General features: G+C 73.4%; 14 protein-coding genes. 3 read left to right on the top strand and 11 right to left on the bottom strand.

Features of this window, described 5'->3' with window-relative positions; all coding sequences use genetic code 11:
- The 7 genes from kdpB to ACGF0D_RS36095 form a co-directional block, all read right to left on the bottom strand.
- On the bottom strand, positions 1-1,489 hold a 1,489-nt coding region (gene kdpB / locus ACGF0D_RS36125), incomplete at its 3' end, for a potassium-transporting ATPase subunit KdpB (RefSeq protein WP_392923628.1).
- Positions 1,490-1,536: 47 nt separating this feature from the next.
- Positions 1,537-3,201: a potassium-transporting ATPase subunit KdpA gene (gene kdpA, locus ACGF0D_RS36120; RefSeq protein WP_392923622.1), complete on the bottom strand. Its 1,665-nt coding sequence runs from the start codon at positions 3,199-3,201 to the stop codon at positions 1,537-1,539.
- A gap of 1 nt (position 3,202) precedes the next feature.
- Positions 3,203-3,292: a potassium-transporting ATPase subunit F gene (locus ACGF0D_RS36115; RefSeq protein WP_392883974.1), complete on the bottom strand. Its 90-nt coding sequence runs from the start codon at positions 3,290-3,292 to the stop codon at positions 3,203-3,205.
- Positions 3,289-3,444: a hypothetical protein gene (locus ACGF0D_RS36110; RefSeq protein ID WP_392883976.1), complete on the bottom strand. Its 156-nt coding sequence runs from the start codon at positions 3,442-3,444 to the stop codon at positions 3,289-3,291. The genes ACGF0D_RS36115 and ACGF0D_RS36110 overlap by 4 nt, the downstream gene beginning before the upstream one ends.
- 99 nt (positions 3,445-3,543) lie before the next feature.
- Positions 3,544-3,990: a hypothetical protein gene (locus ACGF0D_RS36105; RefSeq protein WP_392923620.1), complete on the bottom strand. Its 447-nt coding sequence runs from the start codon at positions 3,988-3,990 to the stop codon at positions 3,544-3,546.
- A gap of 451 nt (positions 3,991-4,441) precedes the next feature.
- Complete coding sequence (locus tag ACGF0D_RS36100; RefSeq protein WP_392923617.1) at positions 4,442-5,263, bottom strand: SDR family NAD(P)-dependent oxidoreductase; 822 nt, start codon at positions 5,261-5,263, stop codon at positions 4,442-4,444.
- A gap of 515 nt (positions 5,264-5,778) precedes the next feature.
- A complete protein-coding gene (locus ACGF0D_RS36095) occupies positions 5,779-8,166 on the bottom strand; it encodes a DUF4118 domain-containing protein (protein ID WP_392923615.1) in 2,388 nt (795 codons plus the stop codon).
- A gap of 627 nt (positions 8,167-8,793) precedes the next feature.
- Between ACGF0D_RS36095 and ACGF0D_RS36090 the strand changes: the two genes are divergently transcribed.
- Complete coding sequence (locus ACGF0D_RS36090; protein WP_392883981.1) at positions 8,794-9,012, top strand: hypothetical protein; 219 nt, start codon at positions 8,794-8,796, stop codon at positions 9,010-9,012.
- Between the two features lie 167 nt (positions 9,013-9,179).
- Here the strand turns inward: ACGF0D_RS36090 and ACGF0D_RS36085 are convergent, their stop codons facing one another.
- The 3 genes from ACGF0D_RS36085 to ACGF0D_RS36075 form a co-directional block, all read right to left on the bottom strand.
- Positions 9,180-10,037 (bottom strand): choice-of-anchor K domain-containing protein, encoded by an 858-nt coding sequence (locus tag ACGF0D_RS36085; protein ID WP_392923613.1) that lies wholly within the window; start codon positions 10,035-10,037, stop codon positions 9,180-9,182.
- 681 nt (positions 10,038-10,718) lie between these two features.
- A complete protein-coding gene (locus ACGF0D_RS36080; protein ID WP_392923611.1) occupies positions 10,719-11,189 on the bottom strand; it encodes a helix-turn-helix transcriptional regulator in 471 nt (156 codons plus the stop codon).
- Between the two features lie 200 nt (positions 11,190-11,389).
- Positions 11,390-11,974, bottom strand: coding sequence for a DUF6434 domain-containing protein (locus ACGF0D_RS36075; RefSeq protein WP_392923609.1), 585 nt, complete (start codon positions 11,972-11,974; stop codon positions 11,390-11,392).
- Between the two features lie 314 nt (positions 11,975-12,288).
- Between ACGF0D_RS36075 and ACGF0D_RS36070 the strand changes: the two genes are divergently transcribed.
- Positions 12,289-13,236 carry an SDR family NAD(P)-dependent oxidoreductase gene (locus tag ACGF0D_RS36070; RefSeq protein WP_392923606.1) on the top strand — a complete coding sequence of 316 codons (948 nt, stop codon included), beginning with the start codon at positions 12,289-12,291 and terminating at the stop codon, positions 13,234-13,236.
- A 332-nt stretch (positions 13,237-13,568) separates the two neighbouring features.
- On the opposite strand, the gene ACGF0D_RS36065 is transcribed toward ACGF0D_RS36070, so the two are convergent.
- Positions 13,569-14,408 carry an SDR family oxidoreductase gene (locus ACGF0D_RS36065; RefSeq protein WP_392923604.1) on the bottom strand — a complete coding sequence of 280 codons (840 nt, stop codon included), beginning with the start codon at positions 14,406-14,408 and terminating at the stop codon, positions 13,569-13,571.
- Between the two features lie 92 nt (positions 14,409-14,500).
- Here ACGF0D_RS36065 and ACGF0D_RS36060 point away from each other — a divergent pair, with 92 nt between their 5' ends.
- Positions 14,501-14,872, top strand: a complete 372-nt coding sequence (locus tag ACGF0D_RS36060) for a winged helix-turn-helix transcriptional regulator (RefSeq protein WP_392923602.1) — start codon at positions 14,501-14,503, stop codon at positions 14,870-14,872.
- The last annotated feature ends 3 nt before the right edge of the window (positions 14,873-14,875 follow it).

The raw sequence follows: 14,875 nt of genomic DNA, 5'->3' as shown, positions 1-14,875 counted from the left end.
CCTCGGGCGTGGCCTCGGCGAGGAAGTCGTCCACGCCGGCCTCCTCCGCGATCGCCTTGGCGGTCAGCGGGTTGTCGCCCGTGATCATGACGGTCCTGATTCCCATCGCCCGGAGATCCTCGAACCGCTCCCGGATGCCGTGCTTGACCACGTCCTTGAGGTGGATCACCCCCAGGACACCAGCCGGCCCGGCACCGTGCTGCTCCGCGACCACCAGCGGGGTGCCGCCCGAGGCGGAGATCCCCTCGACCAGCGGGCCGAGTTCACCGCCCTCCGCGCCGCCGTTCTCGACCACCCATCGGACAACGGCACCGGCCGCGCCCTTGCGGATCCGCCGCACGCCGCCGTCCTCGTGGAGGTCGGCACCGCTCATCCGGGTCTGCGCGGAGAACTCGATCCACTCGGCCTGCCCGATCTCGCGCTGGGTCCGCGCCCGCAGGCCGTACTTCTCCTTGGCGAGGACGACGACGGAGCGGCCCTCCGGTGTCTCGTCGGCGAGGCTGGAGAGCTGCGCGGCGTCGGCCAGGCGACCGATGCCCACGCCTCCGACCGGGGTGAACCCGGCCGCCTGCCGGTTGCCGAAGGTGATCGTTCCGGTCTTGTCCAGCAGCAGCGTCGACACGTCGCCCGCCGCCTCCACCGCGCGCCCGGACATCGCCAGCACGTTGCGCTGCACCAGACGGTCCATGCCGGCGATGCCGATCGCGGAGAGCAGCGCGCCGATCGTGGTGGGGATCAGCGCCACCAGCAGGGCCACCAGCACCACGATGCCCTGCTCGGCTCCCGCGTAGGCGGCCATCGGCTGGAGCGTGACGACGGCCAGCAGGAAGACGATGGTCAGCGAGGCCAGCAGGATGTCGAGCGCGATCTCGTTCGGCGTCTTCTGCCGGGCGGCGCCCTCGACCAGGGCGATCATCCGGTCGATGAAGGTCTCGCCGGGCTTGGAGGTGATCCTGACGACGATCCGGTCGGACAGCACCTTGGTGCCGCCGGTGACGGCGGAGCGGTCCCCGCCGGACTCGCGGATCACCGGTGCCGACTCGCCCGTGATGGCGGACTCGTCCACCGTGGCGGCGCCTTCGACCACGTCCCCGTCGCCGGGGATCTGCTCCCCGGCTTCGACGACCACGTGGTCGCCGAGCCTCAGCTCGGCCGCCGGTACGGTCTCCTCCGCGACGTCCGTCAGGCCTGGACGCCACGGCCTGGTGATCCGCCGGGCGACGGCCTCGGTCCTGGCCCGGCGCAGGGTGTCCGCCTGGGCCTTGCCCCGGCCCTCGGCCACGGCCTCGGCCAGGTTGGCGAACAGTACTGTGAGCCAGAGCCAGACGGTGATCAGCCAGGCGAACACGCCGGGGTGACGGATCGCCGAGTAGGTGGTCAGCAGCGATCCGACCTCGACCACGAACATGACCGGGTTGCGGGCCAGGACGCGTGGGTCGAGCTTGCGCAGGGCGTCGGGCAGGGCGCGGAGCAGCTGCCCGGGCTCCATCAGCCCGCCGGCGACGCGGTGGGCCTGCTGTACGGGCGCCGGCGCCGTCACCGGTGCAGTCCTTCCGCCAGCGGACCGAGCGCCAGCGCCGGGAAGTAGGTGAGCCCGACGACGATCAGCACGACGCCGGAGAGCATCCCGACGAACAGCGGCCGGTGCGTGGGCAGCGTCCCGGCGGTCGCGGGCACCGGGCTCTGCGCCGCCAGCGATCCGGCCAGGGCCAGCACGAAGACCATCGGCAGCAGGCGGCCGAACAGCATGGCGAGGCCGAGCGCGGTGTTCCACCAGGTACTGGTGGCGGTCAGGCCGGCGAAGGCGGAGCCGTTGTTGTTGGCCGCCGAGGTGAAGGCGTACAGCACCTCGGAGAAGCCGTGCGGGCCGCTGTTGAGCATCGCGGCCCGCTCCGCCGTGAACGTCATCGCCGTCCCCGTACCGACGAGCACGATCGCCGGGGTGGTGAGGATGTACAGGGAGGCGAACTTCATCTCCCGGCCGCCGAGCTTCTTGCCCAGGTACTCGGGGGTGCGGCCGACCATCAGACCGGCCACGAACACGGCGACCACGGCGAGGACCAGCATGCCGTAGAGGCCCGATCCGGTGCCGCCGGGGGCGATCTCGCCCAGCATCATGTCGAAGAGCAGCACGCCTCCGCCGAGCGGCGAGTAGGAGTCGTGGACGGAGTTCACCGCCCCGGTCGAGGTCAGGGTGGTGGACGCCCCGAAGAGGGTGGAGGCGGAGATCCCGAAGCGGACCTCCTTGCCCTCCATCGCAGCCCCGGCCGCCCGCAGTGCGCTGCCGTGGTGCTGCCACTCGAAGAGCGCCAGCAGCGCCGCGGACGCGGTCCAGAAGAGCACCATCACCGCGACGATGGCGTGGCCCTGACGCCGGTCGCCGACCATCGTCCCGAAGGTACGGGGCAGCGAGAAGGCGATCACCAGCAGCAGGTAGAGCTCCAGCCAGTTGGTCAGCGGGTCGGGGTTCTCGAACGGGTGCGCCGAGTTGGCGTTGAAGAAGCCGCCGCCGTTGGTGCCCAGCTCCTTGATCACCTCCTGGGTGGCCACCGGCCCGCCCGGGATGGCCTGGGTGCCGCCGCCCAGCGTGGTGACCTCGTCGGCCGCGTGCAGGTTCTCGACCATCCCGCAGGCCACGAAGACCACGGCGAACACCACCGAGACCGGTAGCAGCAGCCGCAGCGTCACCCGGGTCACGTCCACCCAGAAGTTGCCCACCCGGTCCGTCCGGCTGCGCCCGAAGCCGCGGATCAGCGCGGCTGCCACGGCGATGCCCACCGCCGCGGACAGGAAGTTCTGCACCGCCAGGCCGGCCATCTGCACCAGGTGACCCATCGTCGACTCGCCCGCGTACGACTGCCAGTTGGTGTTGGTGACGAAGGAGACCGCGGTGTTCCACGCCGTCGCCGCGGGCACCGCCGGAAAGCCGAGCGAGAGCCACAGGTGGTTCTGCACGCGCTGGAAGGCGTAGAGGAACAGCAGCGAGACCGCCGAGAAGGCGAGCACGCCGCGCAGGTACGCCGTCCAGGTCTGCTCGGCGTCCGCGTCGACCCCGATCAGCCGGTAGGCGCCGCGCTCGACCCGTAGGTGCCGCCGGCTCGTCAGCAGGTGCGCCAGGTAGTCGCCGAGCGGGCGGTGGGACAGCGCGAGCGCCGCCACCAGGGCCAGGGCCTGGAGGAGACCCGCGAGCGCGGGATCCACGTCAGAACCGCTCGGGGAAGACCAGCGCCAGGACCAGGTAGACGACGATCACCCCGGCGACGGCCAACCCGAGGACGTTGTCGGCCGTCACAGCCGCTCGACCCCCTTCGCCACCAGCGCCAGCAGCGCGAACGCGAGGATCGTCACGCCGATGAAGGCGAGGTCAGCCATGTCGAGTACCCTCCGCAACCGATCGGCCACCCATCCGGTGAACCGATTCTCGACCGGGGCGCCCCACAGCACCGACCTCGCCTAGGCCATCAGGGGTCCGTGTGGACGACAGGGGCTTCGGGGTGCGGTCGAGGCGGGTGGTCGCTCACCCCTGCTTCCCGGGTCGGGAAGTCAGGCGAATTCGCGCGGGCGCGGCCGCACGCCCGGCACGGTCAGGGCGAGCAGACCGCCGGCCAGGATCCCCCACCGGTCGTCGGCCAGGGCGTGGCGCTGGTCGGCGTGGCCGCGCTCCACCACGGAGGCATCGGCCTGGGTCACGCCGTCGACGGCGGGCAGCAGCCGCTGGCGCAGGAGGTCGGTTGCACCACCTGTGGGGCGGCCTCGTGACCGATCACGTCCGTGCCGTTCCGGGCCCCGCCCAGGGCGTGTACCGGTCACCGTGCCGGCGGCCGGCAGCACGACCGGACAGAGTCCGGTCAGCCCGCGCACCAGACGCGGGGTGTTCCACCAGGCCCGGCTGAACCAGGAGCGGTCGAACCGGTGGCGGGAGGCGCGCGGCGCGGATGGTGGCAGGGCGGCTTCCTGGCGCACCGTCTCCGGTGTGACCGTGTTCCCCACGACCGCCGTACTGCCCGACGTACCCGTTGGCATCGCCGCGCGCCCCCTCCCCCTGTTTTCACTGGCCGCCGAACCTTCCCCGGACGAACCGGCCGGGGGTCGGGATTCGGCAAACGGTCCGCCGTTGGGCCCATGCCCGGGCGGCGAATCGTTTCCTCGCAGATGACGCTAGGTGCGCTCCGGCGCTCCGCCGCCCGCCCTGACGCACCCTTGACGCCTCCGAGGCCCGTCTTGACGGGGCATTGGCGCGGGATCGGTCCGGCCGCACCGCCCGACGAGGGCCTCGGCGGGCGGGGTGGTGCACCCGGTGCCGGTGGCACGCGGCACCGGGTGGGTCCGTCCGGCTACTGCCCGGCCTTGCGGCCGTGGTTCGCCTTCTTCTTCCGGCGGGCCTTCTTCTTGCGGGCACGCTTGGACAACGCGGTTCCTCCGCTCTCTCGGGTCGTACGGGTCAGGCGGCCTGGGCGACCAGCTGGTCGGCGAGCTTGGCCAGCCGCTTCAGCGAGCGCTCCTCCTGGGCGGCCGCCGCCGTCTGCGCGACCGAACCGCCGTCGTAGTAGGCGCCGTTGGCCACGACCGTCTCCGGCAGGCAGAGCCGCACGACGGCCGCCGCCCCCTCCGCGGCCGGCGCGCCGGCGCGCCCGTAGAGCGGCAGCAGCGCGGTGGCGCACTGGCCCGGGTTGAGGCTGACGGCGGTGATGCCGGAGCCGGCCGGGGCCATCTCGGCGGTCGCCATGGTGAGCGCGAGCTGCGACTGCGCGTACGCGGCGACCCGCGAGTACTTCTTCGTCCGGTGCGGGTCCGACCAGTTCATCGAGGCGGTGCGGTGCAGCGAGGAGGAGACGTTGACGATCCGGGCGTCGCCGGCCGCCGAGAGCGGTGCGCGCAGCAGCTTCGCCAGCAGGTGCGCGGCCAGGAAGTTGACCTGGAGCGAGACCTCGTTGCCGTCCTCGGTGAGGGTGCAGCGCTCGGGGGCCACCGCGGCGGCGTTGTTCACCAGCAGGTCCAGCGCCGAGTAGTGCTTGACGACCGTGCCGGCCAGCACCGCGACCTCCGCGAGGTGCGTGAAGTCGGCGGCCAGCTCGACGAGTTGGTCCCGCCGAACACCCGCGTCGACCAGCCGGGCGACGGCCGCCTCGGCCTCACCGGTGGTGCGCGCGTGCACGAGCACGGTCGCGCCGTGGCCGGCGAGCAGTCGGGCGGTCTCCCAGCCGATGCCGGACGAGGCGCCGGTGACGAGGGCGATGCGGGCGGACAGAACAGCGTCGGACATGACCCATCCAAGGGTGGAAGGGCACCGGCGGGGTGCGGAGGAGGTACGGCACGGAGCCGTACGCCTCCGGGGCCGCCGGTGCGAAAAGGGGGTTGATGCGATGGACCGCCGTCCGTTCCCCTGCCCTCGGAGCCCTCCGGAGCAGGGGAACGGACGGCGGTGACCCGCACGGGCACGACGAACGGCACCCGGCCCGTGCGCGCGGCCGGCGGAGAGCGGGAAGGGGCTCGGCCTACCGGACGACGATGGCGACCGCGACAGCGACGATCCGCGGCCGACTATGCGGCGGGCGGTCGTGGTGACGTGTCGAGCGGTGCATGCCCCCCATCAAAGCCCTCCCCGAGGCCCGGAGCAAGCTGCTCCACCCTCCCTGACGAACCCCTGACGGTCTCCTGACGCCCCGCCGACGACGCCCTGCCGACGACTCCTCGACGACGCAGCGGCTCCGGACCCACCGAAGCTGACGTATCGGGTGGGCCCGGCCCTCTCCCGCTGACACCGGTGCTCGACAGGCATCACGCCACCGCGCGGGCCAGGCTGATCACGTACGCGGTACCACCACCGGCCGCCTCTTCGACGGCCAGCTCACCGTTCATCGCCTCCACGAAGCCCCGCACCACCGCCGGACCCGTGGGCTCCGCGGCACCGGCCTCGCGGCCGTGGACGGTCACCCGGACGTCCACTCGCCCGGCCACCACGCCGGCGTCCACCACGGCCACCGCCGTCCCACCGGAGACCAGGACGTCCGCGATCGCCCGCTCCAGCAACCCCGGGTCCGCGAGCACCCGCGGCAGAGCCGCTCCGAGGTCGACGCGGACGCCGGGCAGCCCGTCGGCGGCGGCCCGCACCACCTCGGCCAGCACCGTCGGCCTCAGCACCACGGGCATCACCCCGGCTCGCAGCCGGCTCAGGTCCAGCAGGTTGGCGACCAGCCGCTCCATCCGTTCCACCTCGGCACCGATCCGCTCCCCGGCTTGCTCCGGCAGCCGCCCGGCCTCCCGACGCACCGTCGCCAGCGGCGCCCGCAGGTCCTTCCCGAGGGCCTCCAGCAGCGCGGTGTGCATCGCGTCGGTGTGCGCGAGCACCTCCGCCGCCGCCGCCTGCGCGGCCAGCCGTTCCCGTTCCCGGGCCAGCCTCAACTGCGTGACGTACGGCCCGAGCAGCCGGGTGTCCTCCTCGGTGAGCGGTGCGCCGCGCAGCGCGAGCACCGCGCCGTCGCCCAAGCCGACGGAGAACGACGCCTCGTCGGGCTCCGACGGCGCCTCCACCCCGGCCGAGGCCGCCGGTTGCCAGAGCGCATCCCCCGTACGCAGCAGCACGGCGGCACCGTCCAGACCGAACACCTGCCGCAGCTCCGCCACCAGATCGGACAGCACCCGCGGCCCGGACTCCACCGTCTCCCCCGCCAGCCGACCGAGCACCGCTGCCTCCGCCCGTGCCCGGTCCGCCTGCTGCGAACGGCGCGTCAGACCGTCGATCAGGTGCGAGATCACTCCGGCCACCGCGAGGAACACCAGCAGCGCCGCGGCGTCCGCGCCCCGTTCCACCGTCAGGCTGTGCCGCGGCGCGGTGAAGAACCAGTCCGCCGCCAGCGCCCCGGCGGCCGTGCTGCCCGCCGCCGGCAGCAGCCCGCCCAGCCGGGCGGTTCCGGCCACCACCAACAACAGGCACAGCAGCACCCCGGACAGCCCGAGCGAGTGCCGCGACGGGGACAACGCCCACGTCAGCGCGACCGCCCCCACCGGCCCCAGCAGCCACGCCAGGCGGCGCCGCCGGACCGGGAGCAGCGCCGGGCGCCGGCGCCGCGGCGAGGGCGGCACGGTCAGCAGCCCCGGCTCCGGCGGCGGCAGCACGTGCACGTCGATCGGACCGGCCAGCCGGATCACCCGGTTGATCACCGAACCGGAGAGCAGCTCGCGCAACCTGCTGCGGCTGGTCGGCCCCAGCAGGATCTGCGTGGCGCTCTCCGAGCGGGCGAAGTCCACCAGCGCCCGGGCCACGTCGCCGCCGCTCACCTCGACGTAGCCGCCGCGCAGCTCCCGGAGCAGGTCCCGCTGCGCCGCCAGCCCCGGCGGCTCGTGCTCGGCCGTGCCGTCGTCCAGCCGGACGTGCACGCCGAGCAGGTCCCCGTGCACCCGGGTCGCCGTACGGGCTCCCCGACGGATCAGGTGCTCGCCCTGCGCGGCACCGTTCAGGGCGACAAGGATCCGCTCCTTGGTCTCCCACGGCGCCCGGATGCCGTGTCGGGCCCGGTAGTCGGCCAGCTCCTCCTCCACCCGGTCGGCGAGCCAGAGCAGCGCCAGCTCCCGCAGCGCGCCGAGGTTGCCGGCCCGGAAGTAGTGGTCCAACGCCACGTCGATCCGGTCCGGCGGATAGACCTCCCCGTGCGCCATCCGCGCCCGCAGCGCCTGCGGGCTCAGATCGACCAGCTCGATCCGGTCGGCCGCGCGCACCACCTCGTCCGGGATCGTCTCCCGCTGGGCGACGCCGGTGATCTGCTCGACGACGTCGTTGAGGCTCTCCAGGTGCTGGATGTTGAGCGTGGTCGCCACGTCGATCCCCGCGTCCAGCAGCTCCCGCACGTCCTGCCAGCGCTTCCCGTGCCGCCCGCCGGGCGCGTCGGTGTGCGCGAGCTCGTCCACCAGCGCGAGCGCCGGGCGGCGCGCCAACAGCGCGTCCACGTCCAGCTCCGTCAGCTCCACCCCGCGGTACGGGACCGGCTTGCGGGGCAGCACCGGCAGGTCCCCCAACTGCTCCTCGGTCCCGCGCCGACCGTACGTCTCGACCAGACCGACCACCACGTCCAGCCCCTCGTCGCGCAGCCGGCGCCCTTCCCGGAGCATGGCGTACGTCTTCCCCACCCCCGGCGCCGCGCCCAGGAACACCCGCAGTTTCCCGGCCACTGCCGCCGCCCCACCGCCTCTCTCCGCCTCCGGTTCCACGCCCCGCCCTACCCGACGCGGACGCGCGGGCGCCAGGAGCGATCCGGCTCGGCCTCACACAGCCCCGCGCGGGTGACCGGAGCGACCACGGACACGCCCTCCGGCTGCCATGCCCGAAACCTCGTCCGCCGCGTCGACGCGGCGGCACCCGACGAACTCACCCTGTGCCCCTGTCCGCGTCCTCGGCCGGCGCCACCGCGGCGCAGGCCGCAAGGCTATGCGACCAGCCGCCGCGCTCCCGGCAACCGCCGGCGCGGATTCGCCCCGTCGGCCCAGCGGCCCCGGCAGGCAGCCACGCGGCGCGGCCGTGTGTCCGGTGTCGGCCCCGTCAAGAAGGCGTCAGCACGGCGTGCGACGCCGCCAAGCCCGCTCCGACGACCAGCCGCCGACCGCCCGTCCTGCGGCCGACCTGAATCGCGCTACCTGCCGACGGCCGGGGCGCCATCTTCAGCTCCGTGTCGGACGACCACGGCGAAGGTCCGCTGATGGCGGCCCTGGACAGCCCGTACCTCGCGGCGCTGCCCGCAGTGGCTGCCGGTGAACAGGTGAACGAGGGTGACCGGGCAAGGTGGGGTTCGTTGGCCGGACATGACCAACACCAGGCGCATCGCCGCCTTCACCGTCCTGGCCGCCGCCGTCCTCTCCCTGGGTACCGGTCCGGCCTCCGCCACCGGACAGGCCCGGCACCTCACGCCCGCCGTCACCGTCGAGCAGTGCGAGGAGGGCGGCGGCTGGGTGGCCGCCGACCTCCGCACCCGCCAACTGTTCTGCACCGACGGGGAATTCAAGGACCACCTCGTGATCTGAACGCGACGCCCCGAGGTGGCGCCAGGGCGGTGGCGTCACCTCGGGTGGCGGAGAAGCGGGCACCAGCGCTTCGGTTGGTGCCTCATCGCGCCTCTCCCCCAGCGCGGACCGGCCGAGGCGTCCGGGCCCCGCCGTTGGCCGGCCCCGGCCCGGCCGGGGCCGGCAGTTCAGTCCGCCTCGGTGCCGTAGCTGTAGTAGTAGACGGCTTCGCCATCGGCGTCGAAGAGGTGCGCGGTGTCCCCCTTGTCGGCCCAGATGGCGCGTCCGCTGCCGAAGGAGTAGCCGCCCCACTCGGCGTGGACTTCGTTGGTGTAGATCCGGATCCGTTGGCCGGCCTTGAGCGTGGTGCCGGGCGGGAAGGTGAAGTTCTGGCCGGGGTCGTCCGCGTGGAGGTTCCAGCCGGAGATGTCCGCGTGCGCCGTGCCCTGGTTGACGATCTCGACGTACTCGTCGGCCTGGGTGTACTTGACCTTGCCCTTCTGGCAGACGTCGGTGATGACCACCTCCGGGACGCCTACGCGGGAGAGCACGGCGACGATGTCGGCGCTGTTGGAGCCGTTCTCGGGGCTGAGGAACTTGTTGACGATCTCGCCGCTCCGCTTGAAGCCGGTGATCACGGCGGCGTACTCCTCGCCGTCGATGGTCACGCTCTCCGGGGACACCCGCGTGGGCAGATCGACCTCGTCGTCGGGCGTGGGGCCGTCGTTGGGCGTCTCGAAGTGGTGGAACCTGAAGCTGAACTCGCGGTCCTTGTCGTCCTCCTCGAACCGGATGCGCACCACGAGATCGACGTCGAACTGGTCGACGCCGCCGCCCAGGATGGGGAAGTTCCGGTGGGTGAAGGTGCCCAGGGTCGCCTCCGAACCGTCGGCCTTCATCTCGACCGTGCCGCCGGAGAACGAGTAACCGCTCTTGCCGCCCTCGACGGGTGTGCCCCAGGTGACGTGGCCGGTGTCGAGGCCCGAGACGTTGGGCGGGGTCGGGTTGATGGCGGTCCAGGTTCCCGACGTCGTGACTTTGGACATGCTCGGACAACTCCTCGCTCTGATGGGCACGCCGCACGAACGAACGGCTGAGTGCGTTTCGTCGGCGGCCGGCGCTGCGGCCGGCCTTGAGGGGCCTTCGCCGACCGACGCCCCCACTCTCCCAACAGCTCAGGCGAATCCTGGGCAAGGATGCCCACGCACCACTCGTCCGGGTGACGGGGCACTTGTCCGTGGAGCAGCCTCTCGCCCCCGCGCGCACCGCCGTCCCGCATCACGGTCGCGTCGCCGTCAGGGGCGGGTTCGATGTGCGGGACGGCGCGCTCCGTGTGGGCGTGCCGGGCCCACCAGGAGCGGGCGGTGTCGCGTCGGGCACGCCGGTACGGGTTCGAGGGACCGCCCTCCCTCTCCGACTATCCGCCCAGCCCCTCCCCGACCTCGCGGATGCCGGCCCCTGCGGTGCCGCGCCTGAGCGTTTCGAGCCCGAAGGCTGCCACGGGTCCGTGCGCACCGGGCCGGAGGTCGGCGTCCGGGGCGGCTGCGTGGACGGTGCCCCAGGCGAGCAGGGAGGCGGTCGTCGTGGCGACCAGGGTCGCGCGGGTTCCCGCGCTGTCCGGCCTGGCAGCCGACGGCGGCACGGCCGACGGCAACGTCCGCCCGTAAGCCGGGCACGCCCGGGGACATGGAGACGCACCAGTACCGGGATGCCGACGTCGGCGAGGGCTACCGACTCAGCGCGGGGTACCGCTTGCGGTACTCGCGCGGGCCGACGCCCTTCCACTGCCGGAACGCCTGGGAGAAGCTGGACACCTCGGCGTAGCCGAGCCTGCGCGCGATCTGCTCGACGGGCATGCCGGCGGTGATCAGCAGTTCCTCCGCGAGGTGCTCGCGGACCTCCGCGAGCAGGGCCCGGTAGGAGGTGCCCTCGGCGGCGAGCCGGTGGCGCAGCGTACGGCTGCCGACGTGGAGGAGCCGGGCGACCTCGTCGGCGTCAGGCGGGTCGACCAGCCGGGAGACCAGAACGTCCCGGACCTGCCCTGCCAGCCCCGTCCGGGCCCGCCGCCGGGCCAGCAGTTCCCGGCACTGGTCCAGTACGAGGGCCGCCGTGTGCTCGTTGGCCTGGGGAAGCGGTACGTCCAGCACGGCCGGATCGAGCGTGATCACGGTCTCCTCGGCGCCGAAGCCTCCTGACACCCCCGCTCCGGCCGCCGTCGGCGCGCCTCGGCGTCTTGATCGAGGGCCGCTCGCCCACCTGTGCGCGGCAGCCCCCTCCTCACCAGGTCACGGACGCGATCCCGGTGCGGCGGCGCTGCGGGCCGGTCGGATCCACACCCGACCGGCCCGTTCCCCGCCGGTGCGGATGCGGAACTCGAGTCGCCGGCGCTCGACCGGTGTCAGCCGCCGGCGGGGTGCTTGGGGAGGGCGCGGTGGGCGTACCAGGCGTCGCGGGCCTGGGCTCGGGTGCCGGCCGGGTTCGCACGGTGCCAGGCGCTGGTGAAGCGGTTGAACTCGAACTGCTCCCCGATCTCGCGGGGCCGGACCGTCTCCGGGCGGGTGGCGTGCCAGTGGGCGACGGCATCGGCCAGGGTCCGGCCGGCGCTCCGGGCGATGAAGTCGCGCATGAAGGCGTCGAAGTGGAAGCCGGGGCCGATCGTCTCGACGAAGTACCTCCGGAGGACCTGGCTGCACCGCTGGCCCGGCGGGATCACCGTGTCGCCGTCGACGGGCGCGGCCAACTGCGCGGTCGCCGGGGAACGGCGGGCCGGGGCGGCCGGTGGCGGCGTACCGTCCAGCGCCGCGGCGAGCCGGGCGGTGAGCGCTGCCTTGCCGCCGTGCCGCGCGACGCCCATCGATCGGGCGAGAGCCGTCAGCTCGTCCAGTGTCCAGTACCAGCGCAGCAGTTCGGAGCCAGTGAGGCCGGCCGTCAGTGGGGGCCTGGACTCGGTGGCTGCCGTGCCGGTGTTCCGGTTCTCGATCACGGCTGTGATTCTGCCGGATCGTGTTCCAGGGGTTCGTCCCGGCCTTGTTCCCCCCTCTCCCCCACTCCGCTGCCCCGGAGTGACGGCATCGGCGCTGCGGGCCGCCGAAACCCGAGTACCGGACCGACCGGCTGTCAGCAGGGGAACAGCCGACTGCCGGTGACCTGTGAGCGGAGCCTGCGAGCGTACGGACCGCGCGAACCGCGCCGGCCGCACCGCGCCGCACCAACCGCACCGGCCGCACCGCGCTGAACCACGCTGAACCACGCTGAACCACGCTGAACCGAACGATGCCGAACCACCGGGAGCCCGCCATGCCCTCCGTATCCGAGACCCCGCCGTGGAACGTCCACCGGCTGCCCCGCGCCGAGGGGCGGCGCTTCCTGGTCACCGGCGGCAACGCGGGCATCGGGTACTTCGTCGCCGAGCAGCTCGCCGCCACCGGGGCCACGGTCGTGCTGGGCAGCCGCGACCCGGCGAAGGCGCGGGCGGCGATCGCCTCCATCGGCTCGCGCGTCCCCGGCGCCGATGTGCGGCACCTGCCCCTGGACCTGGCCGACCTCGCCTCGCTCCGCGCGTCCGTGGACGCGCTCGGGCCGGACCGGCTCGACGCCGTCGTCCACAACGCCGGCGTGGCGCTCGACCACCCACCGCGCCGCGGGACCGCCGACGGGCACGAGCTGATGCTCGCCACCAACCACCTCGGCCACTTCGCCCTGACCCACCACCTGGCACCCCTGCTCGCGGCCACCCCCGGAAGCCGGGTCGTCACCACTGGCAGCTTCGCCGCCAAGTCCGAGCACCTGGATCTCGACGACCTCCAGAGCACCCGCGACTACCGGCCCAAGCGCGCCTACGCACGCTCCAAGCTCGCCCAGATGCTCTTCGCTCTCGAACTCGACCGCCGCCTGCGCGCCGCCCGCAGCACCACGCTGAGCGTCCTCGTCCACCCCGGCGGCGCACTCGACGCCCTCACCCCCTCGCGCCCGCGCGTCCACGTCCGCACCACCGGCGCACGGCTGCGCCACCTGCCGCTCGGCCTCGTCGTGCAGGGCAAGGACGCCGCCGCGTGGCCCGCCGTCCGGGCCGTGCTCGACCCGGGCGTTCGCGGCGGCCAGATGTGGAGCCCCCGCGCGTTCGGACTGCGCGGCACCCCGCGAACCGAACCCCTGTGGGACCACCTCAAGGACACCGCCACCGCCGCCCGGCTGTGGGCGGCCAGCCGCGAACTGACCGGCACCGATCCGTCGTTCGCCGGATAGCCGGCCGGGTGGTCGACGTCCGGCTCGCCCAGCGCCGCCGGAGCTGACGCCCGTTCCCCGGGGGTGCCGACGCACGAGCGCCGGCACCCCGCCGGGCGGGGCGACCGCGTCGGCCCGCCCGGCGCGGTCAAGGGCGCACCGCTCTCGGTCCGGAAGCCGCCGGACGACCGCTGGGCCCTCGCCGAGGCCTTCGAGTCCCACGAGCGCCTCGGCAAGGAACGCCTGACCGCCGGCATCTCCGCGTTCACGGCTCTGACGGGCCGTCCCCCGCGTGTGGCTTCCGTCCGACACCGGACAGTCGGGCTCCCGGGGTGCCTCAGTCGAGTCGTGCCTCAGCGGAAGGCCGCGATGTTGCGGGTGACCCAGTCGTCGAAGGGGCGGGGCGCACGACCGAGGACCCGTTCCGCGTCCGGGCTGATCCGCAGTTCGGCCGGGTTCGGGGCGGAGATGATGTCCAGGGTGTCGTCGGCGAGTTCCACCGGTACGAATCGGGTCATCTCGGCCTTGGCCTCGTCGCGGGTGAGCTCGTGGAACCGTACGGGCGAACCGAGCGCGGCGGCGATCGCCTCCGCCTGCTGACGCGGCGTGACCGCCTCCGGCCCGGTCAACTCGTACACCCCGCCGCTGTGCCGGTCGTCCAGCAGGCAGGCCGCCGCGACCTCGCCGATGTCCGCCGGGTCGATGACCGGCACCCCCACGTCGCCGAAGGGCGCGGCGACCGTCCCTCGCGTGCGGACGGACTCCGCCCAGGCCAGGGCGTTGGAGGCGAAGCCGCCCGGTCGCAGGACGGTCCAGTCCAGGCCGGACCCCCGCAACGCGTCCTCGACCGCGCGCATCGCGACCCGCGACCGGCCGAGCGGCCGGGTCGCCACGCCCTGCGAGGACAGCAGGACGACCCGGCGGACCCCACTGGCCGCGGCCAGGCCGATGAGGTCGGCGGGCCTGGCTCCGAGGGCGTGCAGATCGCCGGACAGCAGGAGGAACAAGGCCTCCGCCCCGTCCAACGCAGGTGTGAGGCTTGTCGGTTCGGCCAGGTCGGCGGCCACGTGCCGGACTCCGTCCGGCATCGCCGCAGCGTGCCGCGACACTGCCGTCACCTGCCGGCCGGCCTCGGCCAGGGCCTGCGTCAGAGGTCGGCCCACGTTCCCGGTAGCCCCGGTCACCACGATCATGTTCAGCTCCAAGTCGGTTGTGCGCTGCGGTCGTTGACACTAGGAGCCGGGCTTGCGTTTCGTAAGGACATACCCGGAGGTAAGCTCCGGACATGACGGAAGGTGCGCAGCCCGCGCAGGCCGAGACGGGTAGCCGGTATGAGGTGTTTCACACCGCCTGCCCCGCGCGCGACGTGGTCGACCACGTCACCAGCAGGTGGGGCATCTGGGTGCTGATCTCCTTGCGGAGCAACGACCTTCGGTTCTACGAGCTGCGCGACAGCATCCGGGGCATCAGCGAGAAGATGCTCGCCCAGACCCTGCGCGCGCTGGTCCAGGACGGCCTGGTCTGGCGGAAGGTGGAGCCGACGACGCCGCCCCAGGTCACCTACGGGCTGTCCGAGTTCGGTCGGGACGTCAGCGAGCCGCTGACGGACCTGTTCGACCGGATCACCCGGCGGCTACCGCCGCGCGGCTCGGGATAGTGC

Origin of the sequence: Kitasatospora sp. NPDC048298, from assembly GCF_043201465.1 — a bacterium.
Taxonomy (GTDB): Bacteria; Actinomycetota; Actinomycetes; order Streptomycetales; family Streptomycetaceae; genus Kitasatospora.
Note: the sequence above shows the minus strand (reverse complement) of the source record. Positions and strands in the feature narration are given on the sequence as shown.

Excerpts from the sequence above, each read along its gene's own strand:
- ACGF0D_RS36070 (WP_392923606.1), top strand. The coding sequence starts at position 12,289 with ATGCCCTCCGTATCCGAGACCCCGCCGTGGAACGTCCACCGGCTGCCC.
- ACGF0D_RS36085 (WP_392923613.1), bottom strand. The coding sequence starts at position 10,037 with ATGTCCAAAGTCACGACGTCGGGAACCTGGACCGCCATCAACCCGACC.
- ACGF0D_RS36065 (WP_392923604.1), bottom strand. The coding sequence starts at position 14,408 with ATGATCGTGGTGACCGGGGCTACCGGGAACGTGGGCCGACCTCTGACG.
- ACGF0D_RS36090 (WP_392883981.1), top strand. The coding sequence starts at position 8,794 with ATGACCAACACCAGGCGCATCGCCGCCTTCACCGTCCTGGCCGCCGCC.
- ACGF0D_RS36060 (WP_392923602.1), top strand. The coding sequence starts at position 14,501 with ATGACGGAAGGTGCGCAGCCCGCGCAGGCCGAGACGGGTAGCCGGTAT.
- ACGF0D_RS36100 (WP_392923617.1), bottom strand. The coding sequence starts at position 5,263 with ATGTCCGACGCTGTTCTGTCCGCCCGCATCGCCCTCGTCACCGGCGCC.